Annotated in this window: 15 protein-coding genes and 1 pseudogene; 9 read left to right on the forward strand and 7 right to left on the reverse strand. The window is 73.3% G+C overall.

The features are described 5' to 3' along the window. Window positions 1-107: 107 nt before the first annotated feature. Together ACWDR3_RS41300 and ACWDR3_RS41305 are read right to left on the reverse strand one after the other, a co-directional pair. Complete coding sequence (locus tag ACWDR3_RS41300; protein ID WP_450357752.1) at window positions 108-1,706, reverse strand: ATP-binding protein; 1,599 nt, start codon at window positions 1,704-1,706, stop codon at window positions 108-110. A 40-nt stretch (window positions 1,707-1,746) separates the two neighbouring features. Continuing rightward, window positions 1,747-1,941 carry a hypothetical protein gene (locus ACWDR3_RS41305; protein WP_121404479.1) on the reverse strand — a complete coding sequence of 65 codons (195 nt, stop codon included), beginning with the start codon at window positions 1,939-1,941 and terminating at the stop codon, window positions 1,747-1,749. A 259-nt stretch (window positions 1,942-2,200) separates the two neighbouring features. Here ACWDR3_RS41305 and ACWDR3_RS41310 point away from each other — a divergent pair, with 259 nt between their 5' ends. The 5 genes from ACWDR3_RS41310 (at window position 2,201) to ACWDR3_RS41330 (ending at window position 7,712) form a co-directional block, all read left to right on the forward strand. Then, window positions 2,201-2,593 carry an ankyrin repeat domain-containing protein gene (locus tag ACWDR3_RS41310; RefSeq protein ID WP_450357753.1) on the forward strand — a complete coding sequence of 131 codons (393 nt, stop codon included), beginning with the start codon at window positions 2,201-2,203 and terminating at the stop codon, window positions 2,591-2,593. A gap of 301 nt (window positions 2,594-2,894) precedes the next feature. Next, window positions 2,895-4,313 (forward strand): HEAT repeat domain-containing protein, encoded by a 1,419-nt coding sequence (locus tag ACWDR3_RS41315; protein ID WP_450357754.1) that lies wholly within the window; start codon window positions 2,895-2,897, stop codon window positions 4,311-4,313. A 185-nt stretch (window positions 4,314-4,498) separates the two neighbouring features. Continuing rightward, a complete protein-coding gene (locus ACWDR3_RS41320; RefSeq protein WP_450357755.1) occupies window positions 4,499-5,626 on the forward strand; it encodes a glycosyltransferase family 4 protein in 1,128 nt (375 codons plus the stop codon). Further along, complete coding sequence (locus tag ACWDR3_RS41325; protein WP_450357756.1) at window positions 5,623-6,780, forward strand: glycosyltransferase; 1,158 nt, start codon at window positions 5,623-5,625, stop codon at window positions 6,778-6,780. The genes ACWDR3_RS41320 and ACWDR3_RS41325 overlap by 4 nt, the downstream gene beginning before the upstream one ends. Further along, window positions 6,777-7,712 (forward strand): SGNH/GDSL hydrolase family protein, encoded by a 936-nt coding sequence (locus ACWDR3_RS41330; protein ID WP_450357757.1) that lies wholly within the window; start codon window positions 6,777-6,779, stop codon window positions 7,710-7,712. Before ACWDR3_RS41325 ends, ACWDR3_RS41330 begins: the two co-directional genes overlap by 4 nt. Window positions 7,713-7,772: 60 nt before the next feature. Here the strand turns inward: ACWDR3_RS41330 and ACWDR3_RS41335 are convergent, their stop codons facing one another. Genes ACWDR3_RS41335 through ACWDR3_RS41355 form a run of 5 tightly spaced genes read right to left on the reverse strand, consistent with a single transcriptional unit; the run spans window position 7,773 to window position 12,140 of the window. Continuing rightward, window positions 7,773-8,642: a 5-oxoprolinase subunit C family protein gene (locus ACWDR3_RS41335; protein ID WP_450357758.1), complete on the reverse strand. Its 870-nt coding sequence runs from the start codon at window positions 8,640-8,642 to the stop codon at window positions 7,773-7,775. Next, window positions 8,639-9,256 carry a 5-oxoprolinase subunit PxpB gene (gene pxpB / locus ACWDR3_RS41340; protein WP_450357759.1) on the reverse strand — a complete coding sequence of 206 codons (618 nt, stop codon included), beginning with the start codon at window positions 9,254-9,256 and terminating at the stop codon, window positions 8,639-8,641. The genes ACWDR3_RS41335 and pxpB overlap by 4 nt, the downstream gene beginning before the upstream one ends. After that, window positions 9,253-10,011 (reverse strand): LamB/YcsF family protein, encoded by a 759-nt coding sequence (locus ACWDR3_RS41345; RefSeq protein WP_450357760.1) that lies wholly within the window; start codon window positions 10,009-10,011, stop codon window positions 9,253-9,255. The genes pxpB and ACWDR3_RS41345 overlap by 4 nt, the downstream gene beginning before the upstream one ends. 15 nt (window positions 10,012-10,026) lie before the next feature. After that, complete coding sequence (locus tag ACWDR3_RS41350; RefSeq protein ID WP_450357761.1) at window positions 10,027-10,848, reverse strand: putative hydro-lyase; 822 nt, start codon at window positions 10,846-10,848, stop codon at window positions 10,027-10,029. After that, entirely contained in the window at window positions 10,845-12,140 is a 1,296-nt protein-coding gene (locus tag ACWDR3_RS41355; RefSeq protein WP_450357762.1) for an MFS transporter, read from the reverse strand. The genes ACWDR3_RS41350 and ACWDR3_RS41355 overlap by 4 nt, the downstream gene beginning before the upstream one ends. Window positions 12,141-12,270: 130 nt before the next feature. On the opposite strand from ACWDR3_RS41355, the gene ACWDR3_RS41360 reads away from it, so the two are divergent. The 4 genes and pseudogenes from ACWDR3_RS41360 to ACWDR3_RS41375 form a co-directional block, all read left to right on the forward strand. Then, window positions 12,271-12,972, forward strand: a complete 702-nt coding sequence (locus ACWDR3_RS41360; RefSeq protein ID WP_450357763.1) for a GntR family transcriptional regulator — start codon at window positions 12,271-12,273, stop codon at window positions 12,970-12,972. 81 nt (window positions 12,973-13,053) lie between these two features. Continuing rightward, window positions 13,054-14,580 (forward strand): hypothetical protein, encoded by a 1,527-nt coding sequence (locus ACWDR3_RS41365; RefSeq protein WP_402362657.1) that lies wholly within the window; start codon window positions 13,054-13,056, stop codon window positions 14,578-14,580. Between the two features lie 58 nt (window positions 14,581-14,638). Next, window positions 14,639-15,517: a hypothetical protein gene (locus tag ACWDR3_RS41370; RefSeq protein ID WP_450357764.1), complete on the forward strand. Its 879-nt coding sequence runs from the start codon at window positions 14,639-14,641 to the stop codon at window positions 15,515-15,517. A gap of 37 nt (window positions 15,518-15,554) precedes the next feature. Then, window positions 15,555-18,377 (forward strand): annotated as a pseudogene (locus tag ACWDR3_RS41375) (hypothetical protein); the annotation flags it as partial.

The following is an 18,377-nucleotide window of genomic DNA, read 5'->3' on the forward strand; positions in this document are numbered from 1 at the left end:
GCGGCCTGAGATGCGCCGCGTCGAACACGTGATGGGCTTCCCGGTGTCCCTCCGCATCGATGAAGAGGGCGGCGGCGAGGGCGAGTTCGAGGCCGACCGACGATCCGCTACGAGCCCTCCGTCGCCATGACGTCCGCGGGCACGGGCTCCGCTCCCGTCGGCTCCTGGGCGGCCTCCACGCCCTCGGAGTCCGCCGGTGTCGTCCGCGGCGGCAGCAGCGCCAGTACCGCCTGCCGGTCCGCGTCGCTCGTCGCGTCGTCGTACGGGTCCGGGGTCGCCGGGACCTGGAGGCGATGGACCGGGCCCGTGCCGAGGCGGGCGTAGCCGCGGCCCGCCGGGGCCTGGCTGACCGGAGTGGTGTGCGGCGGGGCGCCCAGGACCGCCTGCAACTGGGCGGCGGTCGCCGGTCCGAGGACGACACGCGCGCGTGTGTGCTGTCGTACCGGCTCGCTCAGCGCGTCCGCGCTGTCGAACTGGTCGGCCACCACCACCGTCACGTTCGCCGCGCGCCCGTGCCGCAGCGGTACCTGGAGCAGGGACTGGGGGTCCCGGTGGGCGTCGGCGGCGGCGAGGTGGGTGAAGGCGCTCGGGCGGTCCAGGAGGATCCACAGCGGGCGCTTGGTGTCGTCCGGCGGCGGGTGACCCGCCTGCCGGGCGCGGTTGAGCGCGATCAGCCGGCGCTCTGTCTCGTGGGCGGCCCACTCCAGGCTGGCCAGCGCCCCGGCGAGCCCGCACTCGACCGCGAGAACGCCGTCGCGGCCGGTCAGGCACGCGTACTCGCCGGTGCCGCCGCCCTCGACGATCAGGACGTCGCCGTACTGGAGGGCCTGCAGGGCGATCGAGCGCAGCAGGGTCGAGGTGCCGCTGCCGGGCTGGCCGACGACCAGGAGGTGCGGCTCGGTGGAGCGGATGCCGGTGCGCCAGACGACCGGGGGGACGTCACGCCGCTCCTCGCCGTGGGTGAGCGGGAGCGTGCGCTGGACCTCGGAGGCGTCGGTGAAGCCGAGGACCGTCTCGCCCGGCGCCGTGACGAAGCGCTGGGCGGCGATGTCGGTGGGCAGCGGGGACAGGACGGTGATCGTGAGCTGGTTGCCCTCCTCGTCCCACATGAAGCGGTACTCGCGACCGCGGCCCGACTTCGCGTGCAGCAACTGCTCGATCCGCGCGCGGGAGTCGGGCTCGCCGTCGGTGAAGTACGCCGGGTAGCGGACCGTGAGATGGGTGACACGGCCCGACCCGTCGAACTCGTAGGCCGGGAACGCCTTCTCCCACTCGCCGCCGTGGGCGAAGAGCGGGGCGGGGTCCTCCGGGACGGAGAAGTACGGGACCAGGGCCTCGTACAGGGACTGGAGGCGCTGGGTCTGCGACTCGTCCGGGCCGTCGGGCTCCGGCTCGGTGCGGTCGCGGCCCTGCCATGCTGCCGCCGCCATCAGGGTGATGACGGCGAGCAGCGGACCGTACGGCACCAGCGCCACGACCAGGACCACCGACGCCACGAAGAACAGCAGCGGCCCGCGCTTGTCCTTCGGGGTGTCGGCCCATCTGCGCCGCCCGGCCGCCGCCAGCCGGCGCAGACCGCGGGAGACCGTGATCAGCGGATGGAGGACATCGGTGGCGCTGTCGGCCGCCGTCCGGGCCAGCTCCCGGCTCCGGGCGATCTGCGTGCTGCCTGTGCTCAGGATGCGGGGGAGGGGGCGCCGGGCCACTGCTGTCTCCTGGAGGTGCGTACGGACGGAGGGAACGGCGTCAGAACTTGATGCCGCCGAGCAGACCGGCGAGGCTCTCGCCGCCGGCCTTGATGCTCGGGGCGATCGCCGTACTCGCCAGGTAGAAGCCGAACAGGGCCGACACCATGGCGTGCGACGCCTTCAGGCCGTCCTTGCGGAAGAAGAGGAAGACGATGATGCCGAGAAGGACCACGCCTGAGATGGACAGGATCATTTGAGATCTCCTGGTTCGCGGGGACAGTCACCATGAGTACTTCCAGGCTCACAGGATGTATCCATACGATAAAAGGTGCAACTAGGTGAATTTCGGCGAATTTCCCCCGGATGGCGGAGCGCTCCGGGGGCGTTGAGCAGGGCACTTGCGTCCGACCGGGTCTGCCGTGATCTTTACCTCGGGCACTTCGGGTCATGTACGTCGTGAGCCAGTACCCTGGCGATTCACCTGAACGGTTGTATGAGAGGCGGACCGGCCGATGACTGAAGCCCCCGACCCCGAGGTCGTGGAGCTGGCGACCAAGATCTTCGATCTGGCCCGACAGGGGCAGACCGAGGCGCTCGTGGCGTACGTCGACGCGGGTGTTCCGGCCGACCTCACCAACGACCGCGGCGACTCCCTCGTGATGCTCGCCGCCTACCACGGGCACGCGGCGGCGGTACGCGCGCTGCTCGCCCGGGGCGCGGAGGCGGGCCGGATCAACGACCGGGGACAGACCCCGCTCGCCGGAGCCGTCTTCAAGGGTGAGACGGAAGTGATCGAAGCCCTCCTGGAAGGTGGCGCCGACCCCTCCGAGGGCACCCCGTCGGCCGTCGACACGGCCCGGATGTTCGGCAAGACAGAACTGCTCGAGTTGTTCGGCGCGCACTGACCCGTATGTTCTGACCAGCGAAGACACACACAACGGGGGAGGCGGTACAAGGCCGCCGAAATTTCGGTCGCGGCAGGCCGAAGTGCCGGGTCATCATGACGTCGTGATTCACGGACGCGATGGCTGGGCAGGTGTTGCCGCACCGCGCGGGCCGTGATGCGGTCCGCATGGGCCACCGACGAGAGGCAGAGGAAGATGGTCTACAGCAAGCAAGAGACGGCGGGCGCTCCGACGTTGTGTCACGCGGCCAGGTAATGCGTGCTCCCCGGTTGCGTCGACGCTTGATGTGAGGCTGTTTCCCATGTTCGATCCGGTCATAGCGCCCAGCGGAACCCTGCTCGGCCTCCTTCAGAGGGGCCGTGGCGACGGCACGCTGCACGCGCTCACCGCACCGCGCGCCGAGGCGCTCGCGGCACTGAACCACTGCGTGCTGCGTGATCCCCGCCACGACTGGCAGGTGGAGAACCGCTCCCTGTACTACGCCCGTCTCTACCTCGACCTCAATGGCGAGCTGGACGAGATCGAGGCGCACCTCTTCGACGTCGAGGACGTGTTCGACACCGAGGAGTCACGCACCGGCCTGGCCCTCGCGGTCCTCGGCCATCTCGCCTCCTACGGCAGGCTGGACGCGCTCGAACTGCTGCGCAGGTACGCCGCCTCCGGCTCCAACTGGGCCTGGGCCCTGGACGAGCTGGCGCTGCGGGACGACGACGCCGGGCTGCGTGCCCTGGCCGCGCCCGTGCTGGCCCGGTTCGCCACCGACGCCGAGGGCGAGGCCGAACTCGCCGCCGTCGTCCGCGACGCCTTCGAGCCCCGGCCGTGGCGTTTGTGGGCCGACGATCCGCGCGAATCGGTCGCCACGCGCGTGCGTGCCGCACAGGAGGCCGGCTGTTTCGACCGCTGGCAGCAACAGATGCGACCTAGTGGGCCCCGTCCGGGGTGGAGCGTGCAGGCGGTGTTCGAATGGGCCCAGCAGGGCCTCGAACGCGGCGCCGAGCTGCACATCCCGGCCGCCCGCTGTCTCATGGCCGTCGCCGGTCCAGAGGATCGCCCCGAGATCCTGCGGGCCGCCGTGGACGGCACCGACGGCGCCCGCTGCACGGCCGTGCGGTACTTGGCCGACAGCAACGACCCCGACGCCTTCGATGTGATCGAGCGGGCCGTGACAACGGGTTCGCCGACCGTCGTGGAAGCTGCCGTCGCCGCCTTCGAACGGATGCGCAGTGTCGCCGCCGTGGACCGTGCCCGTGGCTGGGCCCACCGGCCCGACCCACTGGGCGCCGCCGCGGGCCGCATGCTCGCCTGCCGGGGCGGTGTCGAGGACCGTGACCTGGTCCTGGGCGCCCTGCGCGAGGCCGTACGGGGCGAGGGCCCCGACGCCCCGACCCTGTGGACCCTCGTCGACGGCACCGGCCGGCTCGGCATCGCCTGCGCCGCCCCCGTCCTGCGCCACATCTATCGCGAGACCGCCTCCTCCCACCTCCGCGGCCGGGCCGCTCGCGCCCTCGCCGCCACCGACCCCTCCTTCCCCGCGGGATTCGCCGTCGAGTGCCTCTGGGACTGCGAGGAGACCACCCGGGAGATCGCCGCACGGCACGCCGAGACCGGTGACGCCCGCGTCGTGGAGCAACTCCGCCGCCTAGCCGCCGACCCGGCCGAGGAGGCCGAGGTCCAGACCGCCGTACGCAGCCGGATCGGACCGGACGGACCCGCCGTTTGAGCCATCTCCCACGGGGAGAACGGGCATCGGCGCGGGCTCCGGATGAACGAGAGGTGACCCGCGGGTCAGGTGGGCGTGGACGCCGTCCGACCTGCTCGGGCGTGGCGTGCAACGCTCATGGGACGTTTGTATTTCGTAAAGATCCACTTTGACGCGTCCACGTCCGGCGCGGCGACAACACGGGTATGCGTGTCGTCATCGTGACCGAATCCTTTCCCCCCGACGTGAACGGCGTGGCCCACTGCGCGCTCCAGACCGCCCGGCACCTCGTAGATCGCGGTCACGCCCCCGTCGTCGTTGCCCCGGCCCCCGCGCCCGGCAACCGGCCCGACGCCTCGGCGCCGTGCCCCGTCGTCCATGTCCCCTCCCTCCCGCTCCCCGGCTACCCCCAGGTGCGCGTCGCCCTCCCCAGCCGACGCCTCGCCGCCACACTCGTCGAGCACCGTGCCGACGTGGTCCACCTGGCCAGCCCCTTCATCCTCGGCGTCCGCGGCATGGCCGCCGCCGCCCGGCTCGGCATCCCCGCCGTCGCCGTCTACCAGACCGACCTCGCCGGCTACGCCCGCACCTATGTGGGCGCGGGCGAGGCAGCGGCCTGGCGTCGCATCCGCTCCGTCCACTCCGCCGCCGACCTCACCCTCGCCCCGTCCAGTGCCGCCATGCACGACCTGGAGGCACACGGCGTGCCCCGGCTGCGGCTGTGGCAGCGCGGCGTGGACACCGTCCGCTTCCGCCCCGACCTGCGCGACGAGGCGATACGGCGCGAACTCGCCCCGAACGGCGAGCTGATCGTCGGCTACGTCGGCCGGCTCGCACCGGAGAAGCAGGTCGAACTGCTCGCCGGGGTCTGCGCGTTGCCCGGCGTCCGGGTCGTGGTGACCGGCGACGGACCGAGCCTGCCGAACCTGCAGGAACAGCTGCCCGGCGCGGTCTTCCTCGGCCGCCGCACGGGTGACGAACTCGCCAAGATCTACGCCTCCTTGGACGTGTTCGCGCACACCGGGCCCTTCGAGACCTTCTGCCAGACCGTGCAGGAGGCCATGGCGAGCGGCGTGCCCGTGGTCGCCCCCGCCGTCGGCGGTCCCCTCGACCTGGTCGACCACGGCCGCACCGGGTTCCTGGTCCCGCCGCGCGACGCGGACGCCGTGACGCAGGCGGTGGCCTCCCTGGCCGCCGACCCCGCGCTGCGGGCCTCCTTCGGCGCCGCCGCGCGCACCACCGTCGAGGGCCGCACCTGGGCGGCCGTCGGCGACCAGCTGATCGACCACTACGGGGCCGTCCTGGCCGCGCGCGAGACGGTGGTGGCGGCGTGAGCTCCCTGCGCATCGTGCGCCTCGCGAACTTCGTCGCCCCCTCCTCCGGCGGCCTGCGCACCGCTCTGCGCGAGCTGGGCAAGGGCTTCAAGGAGGCCGGGCACGACCCCGTGCTCATCGTCCCCGGCGAGCGGGCCGACGACCGTGAGACCGAGCAGGGGCGCGTGATCACCCTGCCCGGTCCGCTGCTGCCCGGCACGGGCGGCTACCGCGTCCTGACCGACAAGCGGCGCGTGGCCCGGCTCCTGGAGGAGCTGGCCCCCGACCGCCTGGAGGTCTCCGACCGTACGACCCTGAGGTGGACCGGCAAGTGGGCGCGACGCGCGCGCGTGCCCGCCGTGATGGTCTCCCACGAGACCGCCGACGGCGTCCTGCGCACCTGGGGCCTGTCCGAGTCGGCGGCCCGGCGCGCCGCCGACGCCCTCAACGTCCGTACGGCGCACACGTACTCGCGTGTCGTGTGCACCACCGAGTTCGCGGAGCGCGAGTTCGTCCGGATCGGTGCCCGCAACGTCGTACGCGCTCCCCTGGGCGTCGATCTGGTCGAGCGGCATCCCTCGTTGCGGGACCCCGGTCTGCGGGCCCGGTACGCGCGCGTGGACGAGACGCTGCTCGTGACGTGCACCCGGATGTCCGTGGAGAAGCGGCCCGGTACCGCCCTCGACGCCCTGGAGTCGCTGCTGCGGCGCGGCCGCAAGGCGGTGCTGGTGGTCGCCGGGGACGGGCCGCTGCGGCTGCGGCTGGAAGAGCGGGCGCGCGAGCGGCGGTTGCCCGTGACCTTCCTCGGCCACGTCTCCGACCGGGACGCGCTGGGCGCGCTCCAGGCCTCGGCCGACGTGTGCCTGGCGCCCGGGCCCGCCGAGACCTTCGGGCTCGCCGCGCTGGAGGCGATGGCCTGCGGCACGCCCGTGGTGGTCAGCACCTCGTCCGCGCTACCGGAGGTGATCGGCTCCGCCGGCGCCGTCGCGGCCGACCGCGGGGACGCCTTCGCGGACGCCGTCGACATGCTCCTCGAACTCCCCGAGGGGCAGCGGCGGGAGGCCGCACGCGCGCGTGCCGAGTGCTTCGGCTGGCACACGGCCGTGGACGCCTTCCTCGCCGCGCACGACGCGGCGGTGCCGGTACGGCCCTACGTGCCCGGGGGCGTGGCATGAGAACGGTGCGTTTCGTAGCCCTCGGTGACTCGCTAACCGAGGGCGTGGGCGATCGCGTCGGCGACGGGTGGCGCGGCTGGGCGGCGCTGCTGGCCGACGGGCTCGCCGAGCGGAGGACGGGGGCCGAGGGGACGGACGGGACGACGAAGTCAACGGAACCTCTGGAATCCCTGGAATCCCTTGAGGCCCCGGTCTCCGTCGAGTTCACCAACCTCGCCGTCAGCGGGGCGCAGACGCGGGAGGTGCTGGAGCAGCAGACACCGGCCGCGCTGGCCCTGCGCCCCGATGTCGTGTCGGTGGTCATCGGCGTCAACGACACCCTGCGCTGCACCTTCGACATCCACGCCGTCGCCGAACGGCTCGACAAGGTGTACGCCGCCTTCACCGAGCAGGGCGCGGTCCTGCTCACGGCCTGTCTGCCCGACCCGGGCGTCACGCTCAGCCTGCCGGGCGCGCTGACGCGTCCGCTGGCCCGGCGGCAGCGGGCGGTCAACACCGTGGTGCACGCGCTCTCCGAGCGGTACGGCGCGGTCCATCTGCACGCGGCCGAGGGCGCCTGGCTGATGGACCGGGCGATGTGGAGCGCGGACCGGCTGCACCCGAGCGAGCGGGGTCACCGGCAGTTGGCGCTCCGCTTCCACGCGCTGCTGGCCGAGGAGGGCCGCACGACGGGCACAGCGCCTTCGCCCGAGCCCGAGTTCCCCGAGCCCACCACGTCGGCGAGTCTGCTGTGGCTGGCCACCGCGGGCACCGGCTGGGTGGTCCGCCGCTGTACCGACCTGCTGCCGCAGCTCCTCAGGCTCGCCGCCGACGAGATGCGGCACCGCGCCCGGGGCACCAGCGCCCGGCTCGACCTGCGGACGGCGGCAGCGGTGTCGTCGGCCCTGGCAGCGTTGTCGGTGGGCGAGCAACCGCAGCCGGACGTCGCGTAAGGGCCGCGAGCGCCTCGCCCCGAGCTCGGCTCAACGGCGACCCGGGCTCGGCGCCCCCACTCAGTGCCTCCGTACCGTCACGAAGCGCACCGGTGTGCCCGGCGCCGCCTGGGCCGCGGCCGGCAGGTCGGCCGGGTGGACGACGGCGATCACCGGGTAGCCCCCGGTGGTCGGGTGGTCGGCGAGGAAGACGACCGGTCTGCCGTCGGGCGGGACCTGGACCGCGCCCAGGACCATGCCCTCGCTGGGGAGTTCACCGGTGCGGGAGCGTTCCAGGGCGGGGCCCTCTGTACGGAGGCCGATGCGGTTGCTGGCCGGGGAGACCCGGAACGTGCGCGAGGTGAAGGCGCGTACGGCGTCCGGGGTGAACCAGTCGTCGCGCGGGCCCGGGGTCACGCGTAGGACCAGTTCCTGCGGTGGGGCGGGCTGCGGGGCGACGTCCACGCGTGCGTAGTGGCCGTGCGGATCCCCCAGGGGCAGCACCTGGCCGTCCGCGAGCGGTGGCGGGCCGAGGCCGGAGAGCAGGTCCGTGGAGCGGCTGCCGAGCACCGGTTCCACGGCGATGCCGCCGCGCACCGCGAGGTAGCTCCGTACACCGCGGATCACCGTGCCCACCTCCAGGACCGCGCCCGCCGGCACGGGCACGGGTGCTCCCCAGGCGACCGGGCGGCCGTCCACCCGGACCGCGCACGGGGCGCCGGTGACGGCCACGGTGACCGTCGAACGGGGGCGTACGGCACAGCCGTTGACGGTGGTCTCCAGGACGGCCGCGCCGGGCGGGTTGCCGACCAGGCGGTTGGCGAGGGCCGCCGCGGGGCCGTCCAGGGCGCCGGAGTGGGGCACGCCGAGGTGGGCGTGCCCCGGACGCCCCCGGTCCTGCACGGTCGTGAGCGCTCCCGCCCGTACGACGAAGAGCGCGCTGTCCGTCATGAGGGCCCCACCGGGACGAAGCGCACGCGCGTGCCCGGGGACAGCAGCGCGGCCGGCACGCGCGCGTGGTCCCACAGGACGACGTCGGTGCGCCCGATCAGCTGCCAGCCGCCCGGCGAGGAGCGCGGGTACACGCCCGTGTACGCGCCCGCCAGCCCGACCGAGCCCGCCGGGACGGCCGTACGGGGTGTCGCCCGGCGCGGGACGTCGTAGCGCGGCGGCAGTCCGGTCAGGTAGCCGAAGCCTGGCGCGAACCCGCAGAAGGCGACGGTGAATTCGGTGTCCGCGTGGATGCGGACCGCCTCGCGCTCGTCGACGCCCCAGAGCGCGGCGACATCGGCCAGGTCCGGGCCGTCGTAGCGCACCGGGATCTCGATCGCCGCACGCGCGCGTGGGGGAGCGGGTGGTACCTCGGACGCGGTCAGTTCGGAGGCGAGGCGGGCCGGGTCGTCCAGTCCGTCGAGCAGGACCGTGCGGGCCGCGGGGACGATCTCGCGGACCGCCAGCGCGCCCTCCGCGCGGCGGCGCAGCAGCTCCGCGTGCAGCGCCTGCGCCTCCTCGCCTGAGGACACCTCGACGAGCAGGGCGTGGTCACCGACGGGCAGCGCCCTCATACGAAGGCCTCCACCCGCACGCCCGCCGCCTCCAGGCGCGCCCGGACCAGCCGGGCCAGCTCGACGGCCCCCGCCGTGTCCCCGTGCACGCACAGAGAACGCGCGCGTACGTCGATCCGGTTCCCGCAGCGGGAGGTGACCGCTCCGTCGCGGGCCAGGCCCACCGAGCGCTGCACGACCGCCGCCGGGTCGGTCACCACGGCACCCTCCTCGCCGCGCGGCACGAGCGTGCCCTGATCGGTGTACGCGCGGTCGGCGAACGCCTCGGTGACCGTCGGGAGCCCCGCTTCGCCGGCCAGGTCGAGCAGCCGGGAGCCGGGCAGGCCGAGCACCGGCAGCGTGGCGTCCGCGAGCCGCACGCCGGCCACGACCGCGCCGGCCTGCTCCTCGTCGTGCACGACACGGTTGTAGAGCGCGCCGTGCGGCTTGACGTACGCCACGCGCGTGCCCGCCGCCCGCGCGAAGACCTCCAAGGCGCCGATCTGGTACGCCACTTCGGCCGTCAGCTCCGCGGACGGCACGTCCATCGCGCGCCGCCCGAACCCCGCGAGGTCCCGGTAGGAGACCTGGGCGCCGATCCGCACCCCCCGCTCGGCGGCCAGCTCGCATACGCGCCGCATGATGACCGGGTCCCCGGCGTGGAATCCGCAGGCCACGTTGGCGCTGGTGACGACGGACAGCAACTGTTCGTCGTCGGTCAGCCGCCAGTGGCCGAAGCCCTCGCCGAGGTCGGCGTTCAGGTCGATCGCGGTCATGTACCCATTCTCTTCTCAGGCCACGCGGTACTGCTCGTCGCGGGCGTCGGTGAGCAGCATCTGCCCCGGTGCGTGCGTGATGGCGAAGGGCGGGCGCGAGGCCATCACGGCCGCCTGCGGGGTCACTCCGCAGGCCCAGAAGACCGGGATGTCGTCCGGTTCGGCGGCCACCGGGTCACCAAAGTCCGGGCGGTCGAGGTCGCCGATGCCGAGCCCAGCGGGATCGCCGCAGTGCACGGGGCTGCCGTGCACCGCCGGGAGCAGGCTGGTCTCCCGGATCGCCGCCGCCAGCCGCTCCGGCGGCACCGGCCGCATGGACACCACCATCGGTCCGTGCAGCCGTCCCGCCGGGCGGCACTGCCGGCCGGTCACGTACATCGGGACGTTGCGCCCCTGCTCGATGTGCCGGATCGGCACACCGGCCTCGCCCAGCGCCCACTCGAAGGTGAAGCTGCACCCGATCAGGAACGACACCAGGTCGCCGCGCCAGTACGCGCGCACGTCCGTCGGCTCGTCCACCAACTCGCCGTCCCGCCACACCCGGTAGCGCGGCAGATCGGTGCGCAGGTCCGCCCCGTCCGCGAGGACGGTCGTGAAGGAACCGGCGTCGGTGACGTCCAGCACCGGGCAGGGCTTGGGGTTGCGCTGACAGAACAGCAGCATGTCGTACGCCCAGTCCGCGGGCACCGAGATCAGGTTGACCTGGGTGTGGCCCGCCGCGACCCCGGAGGTCGGACCGGTGAGCCCCTTGCGGAACCGGGCCCGGGCGCTTTTCGGGCTCCACGCGTGCGCGTGCTCGTCGACGAGGGTCAGCGGGCGGTCTTCCGTGCGGTTCACGCGAGTTCCCGCCCCTTCGTCTCCGGCAGGCCGAACAGGGCCAGCGCCGCGATGCCGTAGCCGATCGCGCCGAACACCAGCGCGCCGCCCACGCCCCAACTGTCGGCCAGGAAGCCGACCGTGGTGGGGAAGACGGCGCCCACGGCACGCCCGGTGTTGTACGTGAAGCCCTGCCCGGTGCCCCGTACCGCCGTCGGGTACAGCTCGCTCAGGAAGGACCCGAAGCCGCTGAAGATCGCCGACATGCAGAACCCGAGCGGGAAACCGAGCACCAGGAGAAGGCCGTTGGCGCCGTCCGGGATGTTCGCGTACGCCAGGATGCAGATCGCCGAGAGCAGGGCGAACAGCCAGATGTTGCGCTTGCGGCCCAGTCGGTCGGTGAGATAGCCGCCGGTCAGATAGCCGAGGAAGGCGCCGGAGATCAGGAACGTCAGATAGCCGCCGGTGCCGACGACCGACAGGCCACGATCGGTCTTCAGGTACGTCGGCACCCAGGTGGCCAGCGTGTAGTAGCCGCCCTGGACGCCGGTGGAGAGCAGCCCGGCGAAGATCGTGGTGCGCAGCAGACCGGGCTTGAATATCGCGGTGAACGAGCCCTTCTCGGCGCTCTGTTCGCGCACGGCCACCGCCTGCGGGGCGTCGTGCACCCGGCGCCGCATCCAGATCACCAGCAGGGCCGGCAGCGCGCCCGTCCAGAACATGATCCGCCAGGCGAGGTCGTCGCCCGCGAACGAGAACACCAGGGTGTAGACGATCGCGGCAAGGGCCCAGCCCACGGCCCACGAGCTCTGGACTGCGCCGAGGGTGCGTCCTCGGTGCTTGGCGCTCGCGTACTCGGCGACCAGGATCGCGCCGACCGCCCACTCTCCGCCGAAACCGAGGCCCTGGAGGGCCCGGAAGACTAGCAGGGTCTCGTAGTTGGGCGCGAAGCCGCAGGCCACCGTGAAGACGGCGTAGGTGATCACCGTGATCATCAGCGCCTTGACCCGGCCGACCCTGTCCGCGATCACTCCCGCGAGGGCGCCGCCGACGGCGGAGACCACGAGCGTGACGGTCGTGAAGAGGCCGGTCTGGCCGCTGTCCAGGCCGAAGTACGCGGCCAGCGCGACCATGCTCAGCGGGAGCGTGAAGTAGTCGTACGAGTCCAGGGCATAGCCGCCGAAGGCGCCCGCGAAGGCGCGGCGGCCGCGCGGACCGAGGTCCCGCAGCCAGTCCAACGCGCCGTCCTGCTCGGCGAGTTCACCGGTCGGTGGGTCGGTGGCCAGGGACTGGGGTGGAGGAGTCGTGCTCATGGGCACCTCGCAGTGGGAGGACGAAGGGTGCGTGATTGAGCCGTGCGGTGAGGAGCACCTTAGAGAATCGTTCAACGATTGAGCAAGGGGTGTGTTGTTTCGTTCTCGTGTCTGCGGTTGAATTCCGGGCATGGCAGAGCAGTTGAGCGAACTGGCCGACGACCGTGCCCTCCTGGGCCGCACCAGCACGGCCGAACGGGTCTCGGACGTCCTCAGGAGCCGCATCGCCGAGGGCTACTTCCCGCCCGGCACCCGGCTGTCGGAGGACAGCATCGGGGGCGCGCTCGGGGTCTCCCGCAACACCCTGCGCGAGTCGTTCCGGCTGCTCACCCATGAACGCCTGCTCGTCCACGAACTGAACCGGGGCGTCTTCGTCCGGGTCCTGAGCGTCGAGGACGTCGAGGACATCTACCGCACCCGCGCCCTCGTCGAGTGCGCCGTCGTGCGCGGCCTCGGCGAGCCGCCGTACGCCCTCGACGCCCTCGCCGCGGCGGTCGACGAGGGGCGGACCTCGGCCCGCGAAGGTGACTGGAAAGCGGTGGGTACGGCCAATATCCACTTCCACCGCGAGCTCGTGGCCCTGGCCGGAAGCGACCGCACCGACGAGCTCATGCGCAGCGTCTTCGCCGAACTGCGCCTCGCCTTCCACCTCGTGGACGACCCGCGCCGCCTGCACGAGCCGTACCTGGCCCGCAACCAGCAGATCCACGAGGCGCTCCAAAGCGGCGACAAGGGCGAGGCCGAAAAGCTGCTGTCGGTCTACCTCGGCGACTCCCTGGAACGCGTGGTCGAGGTGTACCGGCGGAGGGTCGGCGACGGAAACACTCCGTAGTGGCCTGGTCGCACGGTGACACCGGTGTGGTGATCCGAGTCGTTTGGGTCGATGTCAGACCGAGGACCTAGTCTGTGCACCGTGACTTCGCCTGCATCGACGGACAGCGTTCCGCCCCAGCTCAGCGCGGGGCCGCGCCCCGCACCGGGCCCGGCCGCCGACGAGGGACTGGCGCGGCGGCTGCGCGCGCTCGCCTGCACCGCGCCGCTGCACGACCTCGACGTGCGCAAGGCCAACCTCGCGGGCGAGTACTCGGTGTACGGCATGGCGGAGGTGGCCCTCGCCGCCATCGACCTGGTCACCCTGAACATGGACTTCGACACGGGCGCCGACCACGACCAGATAGTGGCCAGGCTCATCCCGCGCATCGCCGCCCAGGCTCCCCAGCGCCCCGTCGCCGAGCACGAGCGCGTGGCCCGCTGGGTCCTGGAGAACCTGATCAACGTCGGCAGCGTCGACCGCGGCTTCCGCGCGATGTACGGCACGTTCACGCCGGAGGGCAACTACGTCCGCCGCGACTACGACTTCAAACTGATCGAGGAGGTGCCGGGCCCCGGCGGCACGGTCTACCTCCGCACCACCGACGAAGCCGTCAACGTCCTGGTCGGCGCCCTCGACACGGACGTCACCAGCGCCCAGATCGCCGCCGAGGTCAAGCTGGAGGTCCTGATCAACCGGGGCCGGCTCGCCGACGCCCAACTCGCCGCCGAGCAGGCCCGCTACCGGACCGTGCAGTACTCGGAGACGCTGCGCCGCGCCCTGGACGCCACCCGGCGCAACGTGCGCGCGGTGGACTGGCTCAACTCCGTGCCCGACATGATCGCCGAGGCCCTCGACCACGTGGCCGACCGCTACCGCCACGAGAACGCGATCCTCACCAACATCCGCAAGGCACGCGACGAGACGGAGGACGCCGAGCACAAGCGGCGCGCCGCCGAGCTCGTCGACATCGTCAAGGACTGCATCCGCCGCCATACGCAGTTGCAGTCGCGCCTGCTGGAGGCGGGCCCTCTGTTCCGCGCCGAGCAGGACCGCCAGGCGTTCGGGACGCCGATGGTGTCCTCCGGGATAGACCTCTACGGGCATCTCGTCGCGCCCGTGCTGCCGTTGCCCCTTGAGCAGGCCGTCCGGGTCACGGACGCCTTCTTCGCGCGGGGGACCGGGCTGCGTACACCGGCATCCGTTCGGGTCGGTGACCTCGTCGACATACTGCTGACGCCGCCGGTGGAGCGGGAGCATCTCGGCGCGGAGATGCCGGAGCCGGACCTCATCGCCACACCCGACGACAGCCGCTTCAGCGAGGAACAGCTCGCGGTGGCCAAGGAGTTGCTGGACCTGCCCGCGGACGCGCCGCGCCGGCTGTCGGGGCTGCTCGCCGAGGCCCGGCGCCAGGATCCGGAACTGCCGTACCTGGTGGCGCTGTTGGCGGTCCACGCGGCCAGCCCGGCGGTGGGCACCGCCTATCGGCAGGGCGAGGAGAAGCTGTTGTTCGCCGTGGACGACGGCACGGAGCTGGACGACCCGGAGTTCGGCGGGGCCGATCTCATCGTCGGCACGGCCCTGCTCGACTCGGCGGGAATGGCCGCGGACAGGACGGAAGCGGCATGAGCCGGACCGGAAACCGTATGCGTAGGCACCAGCAGAACAGCGACAGGGGGTACCGACCGTGAGCGAGATCGCCGACCGGAGTGAGCCGGACGTCGCCGCCGCACCGGCGAGCGCCGCCGTCACGCCCGCCGACGCCGCCGACGCGGCCCGGCTCGTCGCGTTCGGGCTGCAGCCGAAGGTGCAGCCCGCGCGCGACCAGGAGTACGCGGAGCTGCTGCGCCGCTACCGCGAGGACCCGCCGTTCGCCCGTCTCGCGGACGCCGTGGCCGCCGGGCTCGGCCTGGTGGTCCTGGAGGTGTCCCCGCGCGCGGGGATGGCGGTGACCGCCGCCGAGGACTCGGTGTTCGCCGTGCGCATGGGCGACTACGCGCGTCGCACGTCCGCCGACGGCAGCGACCGGTTCCTGCATGGCCTCGCCCATCTCGCCCTCGCCGCCATGGCGTTCCCGCGGCCCGAGGACCTCGCCGACGACGGCTACATCGGGCGCGTGACGGTCAACGGCGTCGACACCTTCGTACGGCAGGCCTGTCGGCGGCTTGAGGAGCGGGCCGAGGAGCACGGGGAGAACACCGATCCGGCGACCGACGCGCCCGGACTGGAGGCCGCCTGGCGGGTCTGGGCCAGACGCAGTGCCGCCGGCGCCACCAAGGACGCGCGCAGACTCGCCGGTTCGACCACCGGCATCGTCGGCAAGGCCGCCGCCTTCCTCACCGACTCCGGCTTCCTCCAGCGCACCGGCGACGACCACGGCGGCACCTACCGCACCACGGCCCGCTACCAGCTCCAGGTACGGGACATGGCCGGCACCGCGGCCCTGGCCGAACTCCTCGAACTGGGCGTCGTCCCGGTGACCGACGGCACCCCCACACTGCTGCCCGCCGAGGACACCGACGCGTCGGAGCTGGTGGCCGACGCCGGACTGCCGTTCCACTCCTGAACCCCCCTGCCCTGCCGAAGACTTACGAGAGTCCGCCATGTACGAGCTGTCCAGGGTCCGCCTCTACTCGATCGGACCCGCCGGTGCGCGTTACGCCGACACCGTGCTTGACCTGCGCGGAGTCGGCCAGCCCGTGCCCGACCCCGCGCCCACCCAGGCGGAGTTCTTCGCGGACGAGCCCGTCGGCCCGCCGCGCCGCCCCGCGCCCGCCGGCGTGCTCTTCCTGGAGAACGGCGGCGGCAAGTCGGTCCTGCTGAAGCTGATCTTCTCCGTGATGCTGCCGGGCCACCGCAACACCCTGGGCGGCGCCAGCTCCGGCGTGCTGCGCAAGTTCCTGCTCGCCGACGACTGCGGGCATGTCGCGCTGGAGTGGCAGCACACGCTGACCGGCGAGTGCGTCGTCGTCGGCAAGGTGAGCGAGTGGCGCGGGCGTCAGGTCTCCAACGACCCGCGCAAGTTCGCCGAGGCCTGGTACTCCTTCCGGCCGGGGCCCGGACTGAGCCTCGACAACCTGCCCGTGGCCGAGGCGACTTCCGTACGCCCGCCCGTCGAAGGCGCCTCCGGAGCGCAGGGGCGCCGGCGCACCATGAAGGGCTTCCGGGACGCCATCACGGAGGCGACCAAGGCGTATCCGCACCTGGAGGTGCACTGGGAGGAGATCCACGACCGCTGGATCGAGCACCTCGGCGACCTCGGCCTGGACCCCGAACTCTTCCGCTACCAGCGGGAGATGAACGCCGACGAGGGCGAGGCCGCAGGCCTCTTCGCGGTCAAGAAGGACTCCGACTTCACCGACCTGCTGCTGCGCGCGGTCACCGACACCCGGGACACGGACGGACTCGCCGACCTGGTCGGCGGGTTCGGCAACAAGCTCGGGCGACGAGCCGAGCTGATCGCCGAACGCGAGTTCACCGCGGGCTCGGTCGACCTGCTCGGACGGATCGTGGAGGCCGCCGAGGCGCGGGCACGCGCGCGTGACATCCACGCCGCCGCCGAGCGCCGTACCCGCACGCTGGCGCGGAGGTTGTCCGCGCGGGGAGGGCAGGAGCGGGTACGCGCCGCCGAACTCGCCCAGCGCGTCACCGAGACCGCGTACACGGTCACCCAGTCGGAGGCGGCCCGAGAGCGCAGCGCGCTGATCGCCGCCGAACTCGCCTACCGCAACGCCTCGTTGGCGCTCGCAGTGGCGGAGAAGTCGGCCGCCGCGCAGAAGCGCGAGCTGGCCGACGCGCGCACCCTGCACTCCGCCTGGCAGGCCGCCGAGGCCGTGCTGCGCCACCGCGCCGCCGCCGACCGCGGCGCACGCGTGGCCGCCGCCATCCAGGAGGCCGAACGGGACGCGGCCCCCGCGCTCGCCGCCCGCGCCAAGGCCGCGGTGGATCTCGTACGGGCCCTGCACGGGGCCGCCGAGGGCGCCGAGAACCTCGCCAACGAGGAGGAGGAGCGGTCCGGCTCGCTCCAGGAGGTCGGCGAGTCGGCGCACCGGGACGCGACCGCCGCCGCGACCCAGGCGCAGCGCGCCCGCAGCGAGGTCGGGCATCTGCGCCAGCGGCTGAGCGAGGTCGAGCAGGAGACCGCGGAGGCGGTGCGGGCCGGCTGGCTCGACGACAGCGCGCCCGACGCCGACCCGGCCCGGGCCGCCCTCGCGGCCAGCGATGCCGAGAAGTCGGCCGTCACCGCCTGGGACGCGGCCCGCGAGGCCTCCCGCAGGGCCACCGAGCACGCGCGTGAGGCGGCCTCCGCCGAGTCCCGCGCCGAGCTGACGGCGGCCCGCGCGGCGGACGCGGCGACGGCTGCCCGACGGTCGTACGAGGCCGAGCGCCGGATCGCCGAGGCGCTGGCCGGGGAGGAGCGTCTCGCCGAGTTGCTGAGCCTGTCGGGCACCGGCCCGCGGACCGCGGTCCCGCACCCCCGGAATGAGGTGGAGGACGCCGAAGCGCCCTTCACGCCCGAGGAACTCGACCGGTTCGCCGACGAGTTGCGCGAACTCCTCGACGACTCCGTCTCCGCCGCCGAACGGCAGCTGTTCGAGCTGCGTACGGCCGCCGCCGACGACTCCCGGATCCTCGGCGCCCTCGGTGACGGCGGGCTGCTGCCGCCTGGACCCGACGTGCTGGCCACCGTGGAGTTCCTCGGCGAGCGCGGCATCCCGGCGCTGCCCGGCTGGCGCTATCTCGCCCAGGCCGTCGACCCCGCCGACCACGCGCGCGTGCTGGCCGCACGCCCCGAACTCGTCGACGGCGTGATCATCACCGACCCCGACACGCACGCGCGTGCCCGTGACGCCCTCGGCGACGCTGCGCTGCTGCCGCGCTCGGCCGTGGCCGTCGGCACCGCGGCCGCCCTGCTCGCACCGACGCCGCCCGACGACGGCACCCCGGGCGACGTCTTCCTCGTACCGCCGAACCCGGCCATGCACGACGAGCACGCGGCCGACGAGGAGCGGCAGGCGCTGCGCGGGCGGGCGACCGAGCGGGACGAGGAGATCCGGACGCTCGCCGCGCGGCTCGGCAAGGACCGGGAGCTGGCGGCACGGCTCGCGTCGTGGCGCACCGGCTGCCCGGCCGGACGGCTCGTGGAGTTGGCGCAGGCCTCGCACGACGCGGGCGTGTTCGCCGAGGAGTCCGAGGCCGAGCTGGCCGAGGCGCGTACCGCGCGGGCCGAGGCCGACGAGGCCGCCGCCGAGACCGGGCAGGTCCGGGACGAGCGGCAGGAGGCCGCGCAGAAGGCCCGGCGCGCCGCCGACGCCCTCGCCGGGCTCGCCAGGCAGCCGGGCGTGGCAGTGGCTCAGGTCGTGGGCGACCGGGACCGTCTCCAGGTGCTCCAGGACCGTCGGGCCGCCGTACCAGTCCATGTTCGC

It is taken from the genome of Streptomyces sp. NPDC001002 (assembly GCF_053599215.1).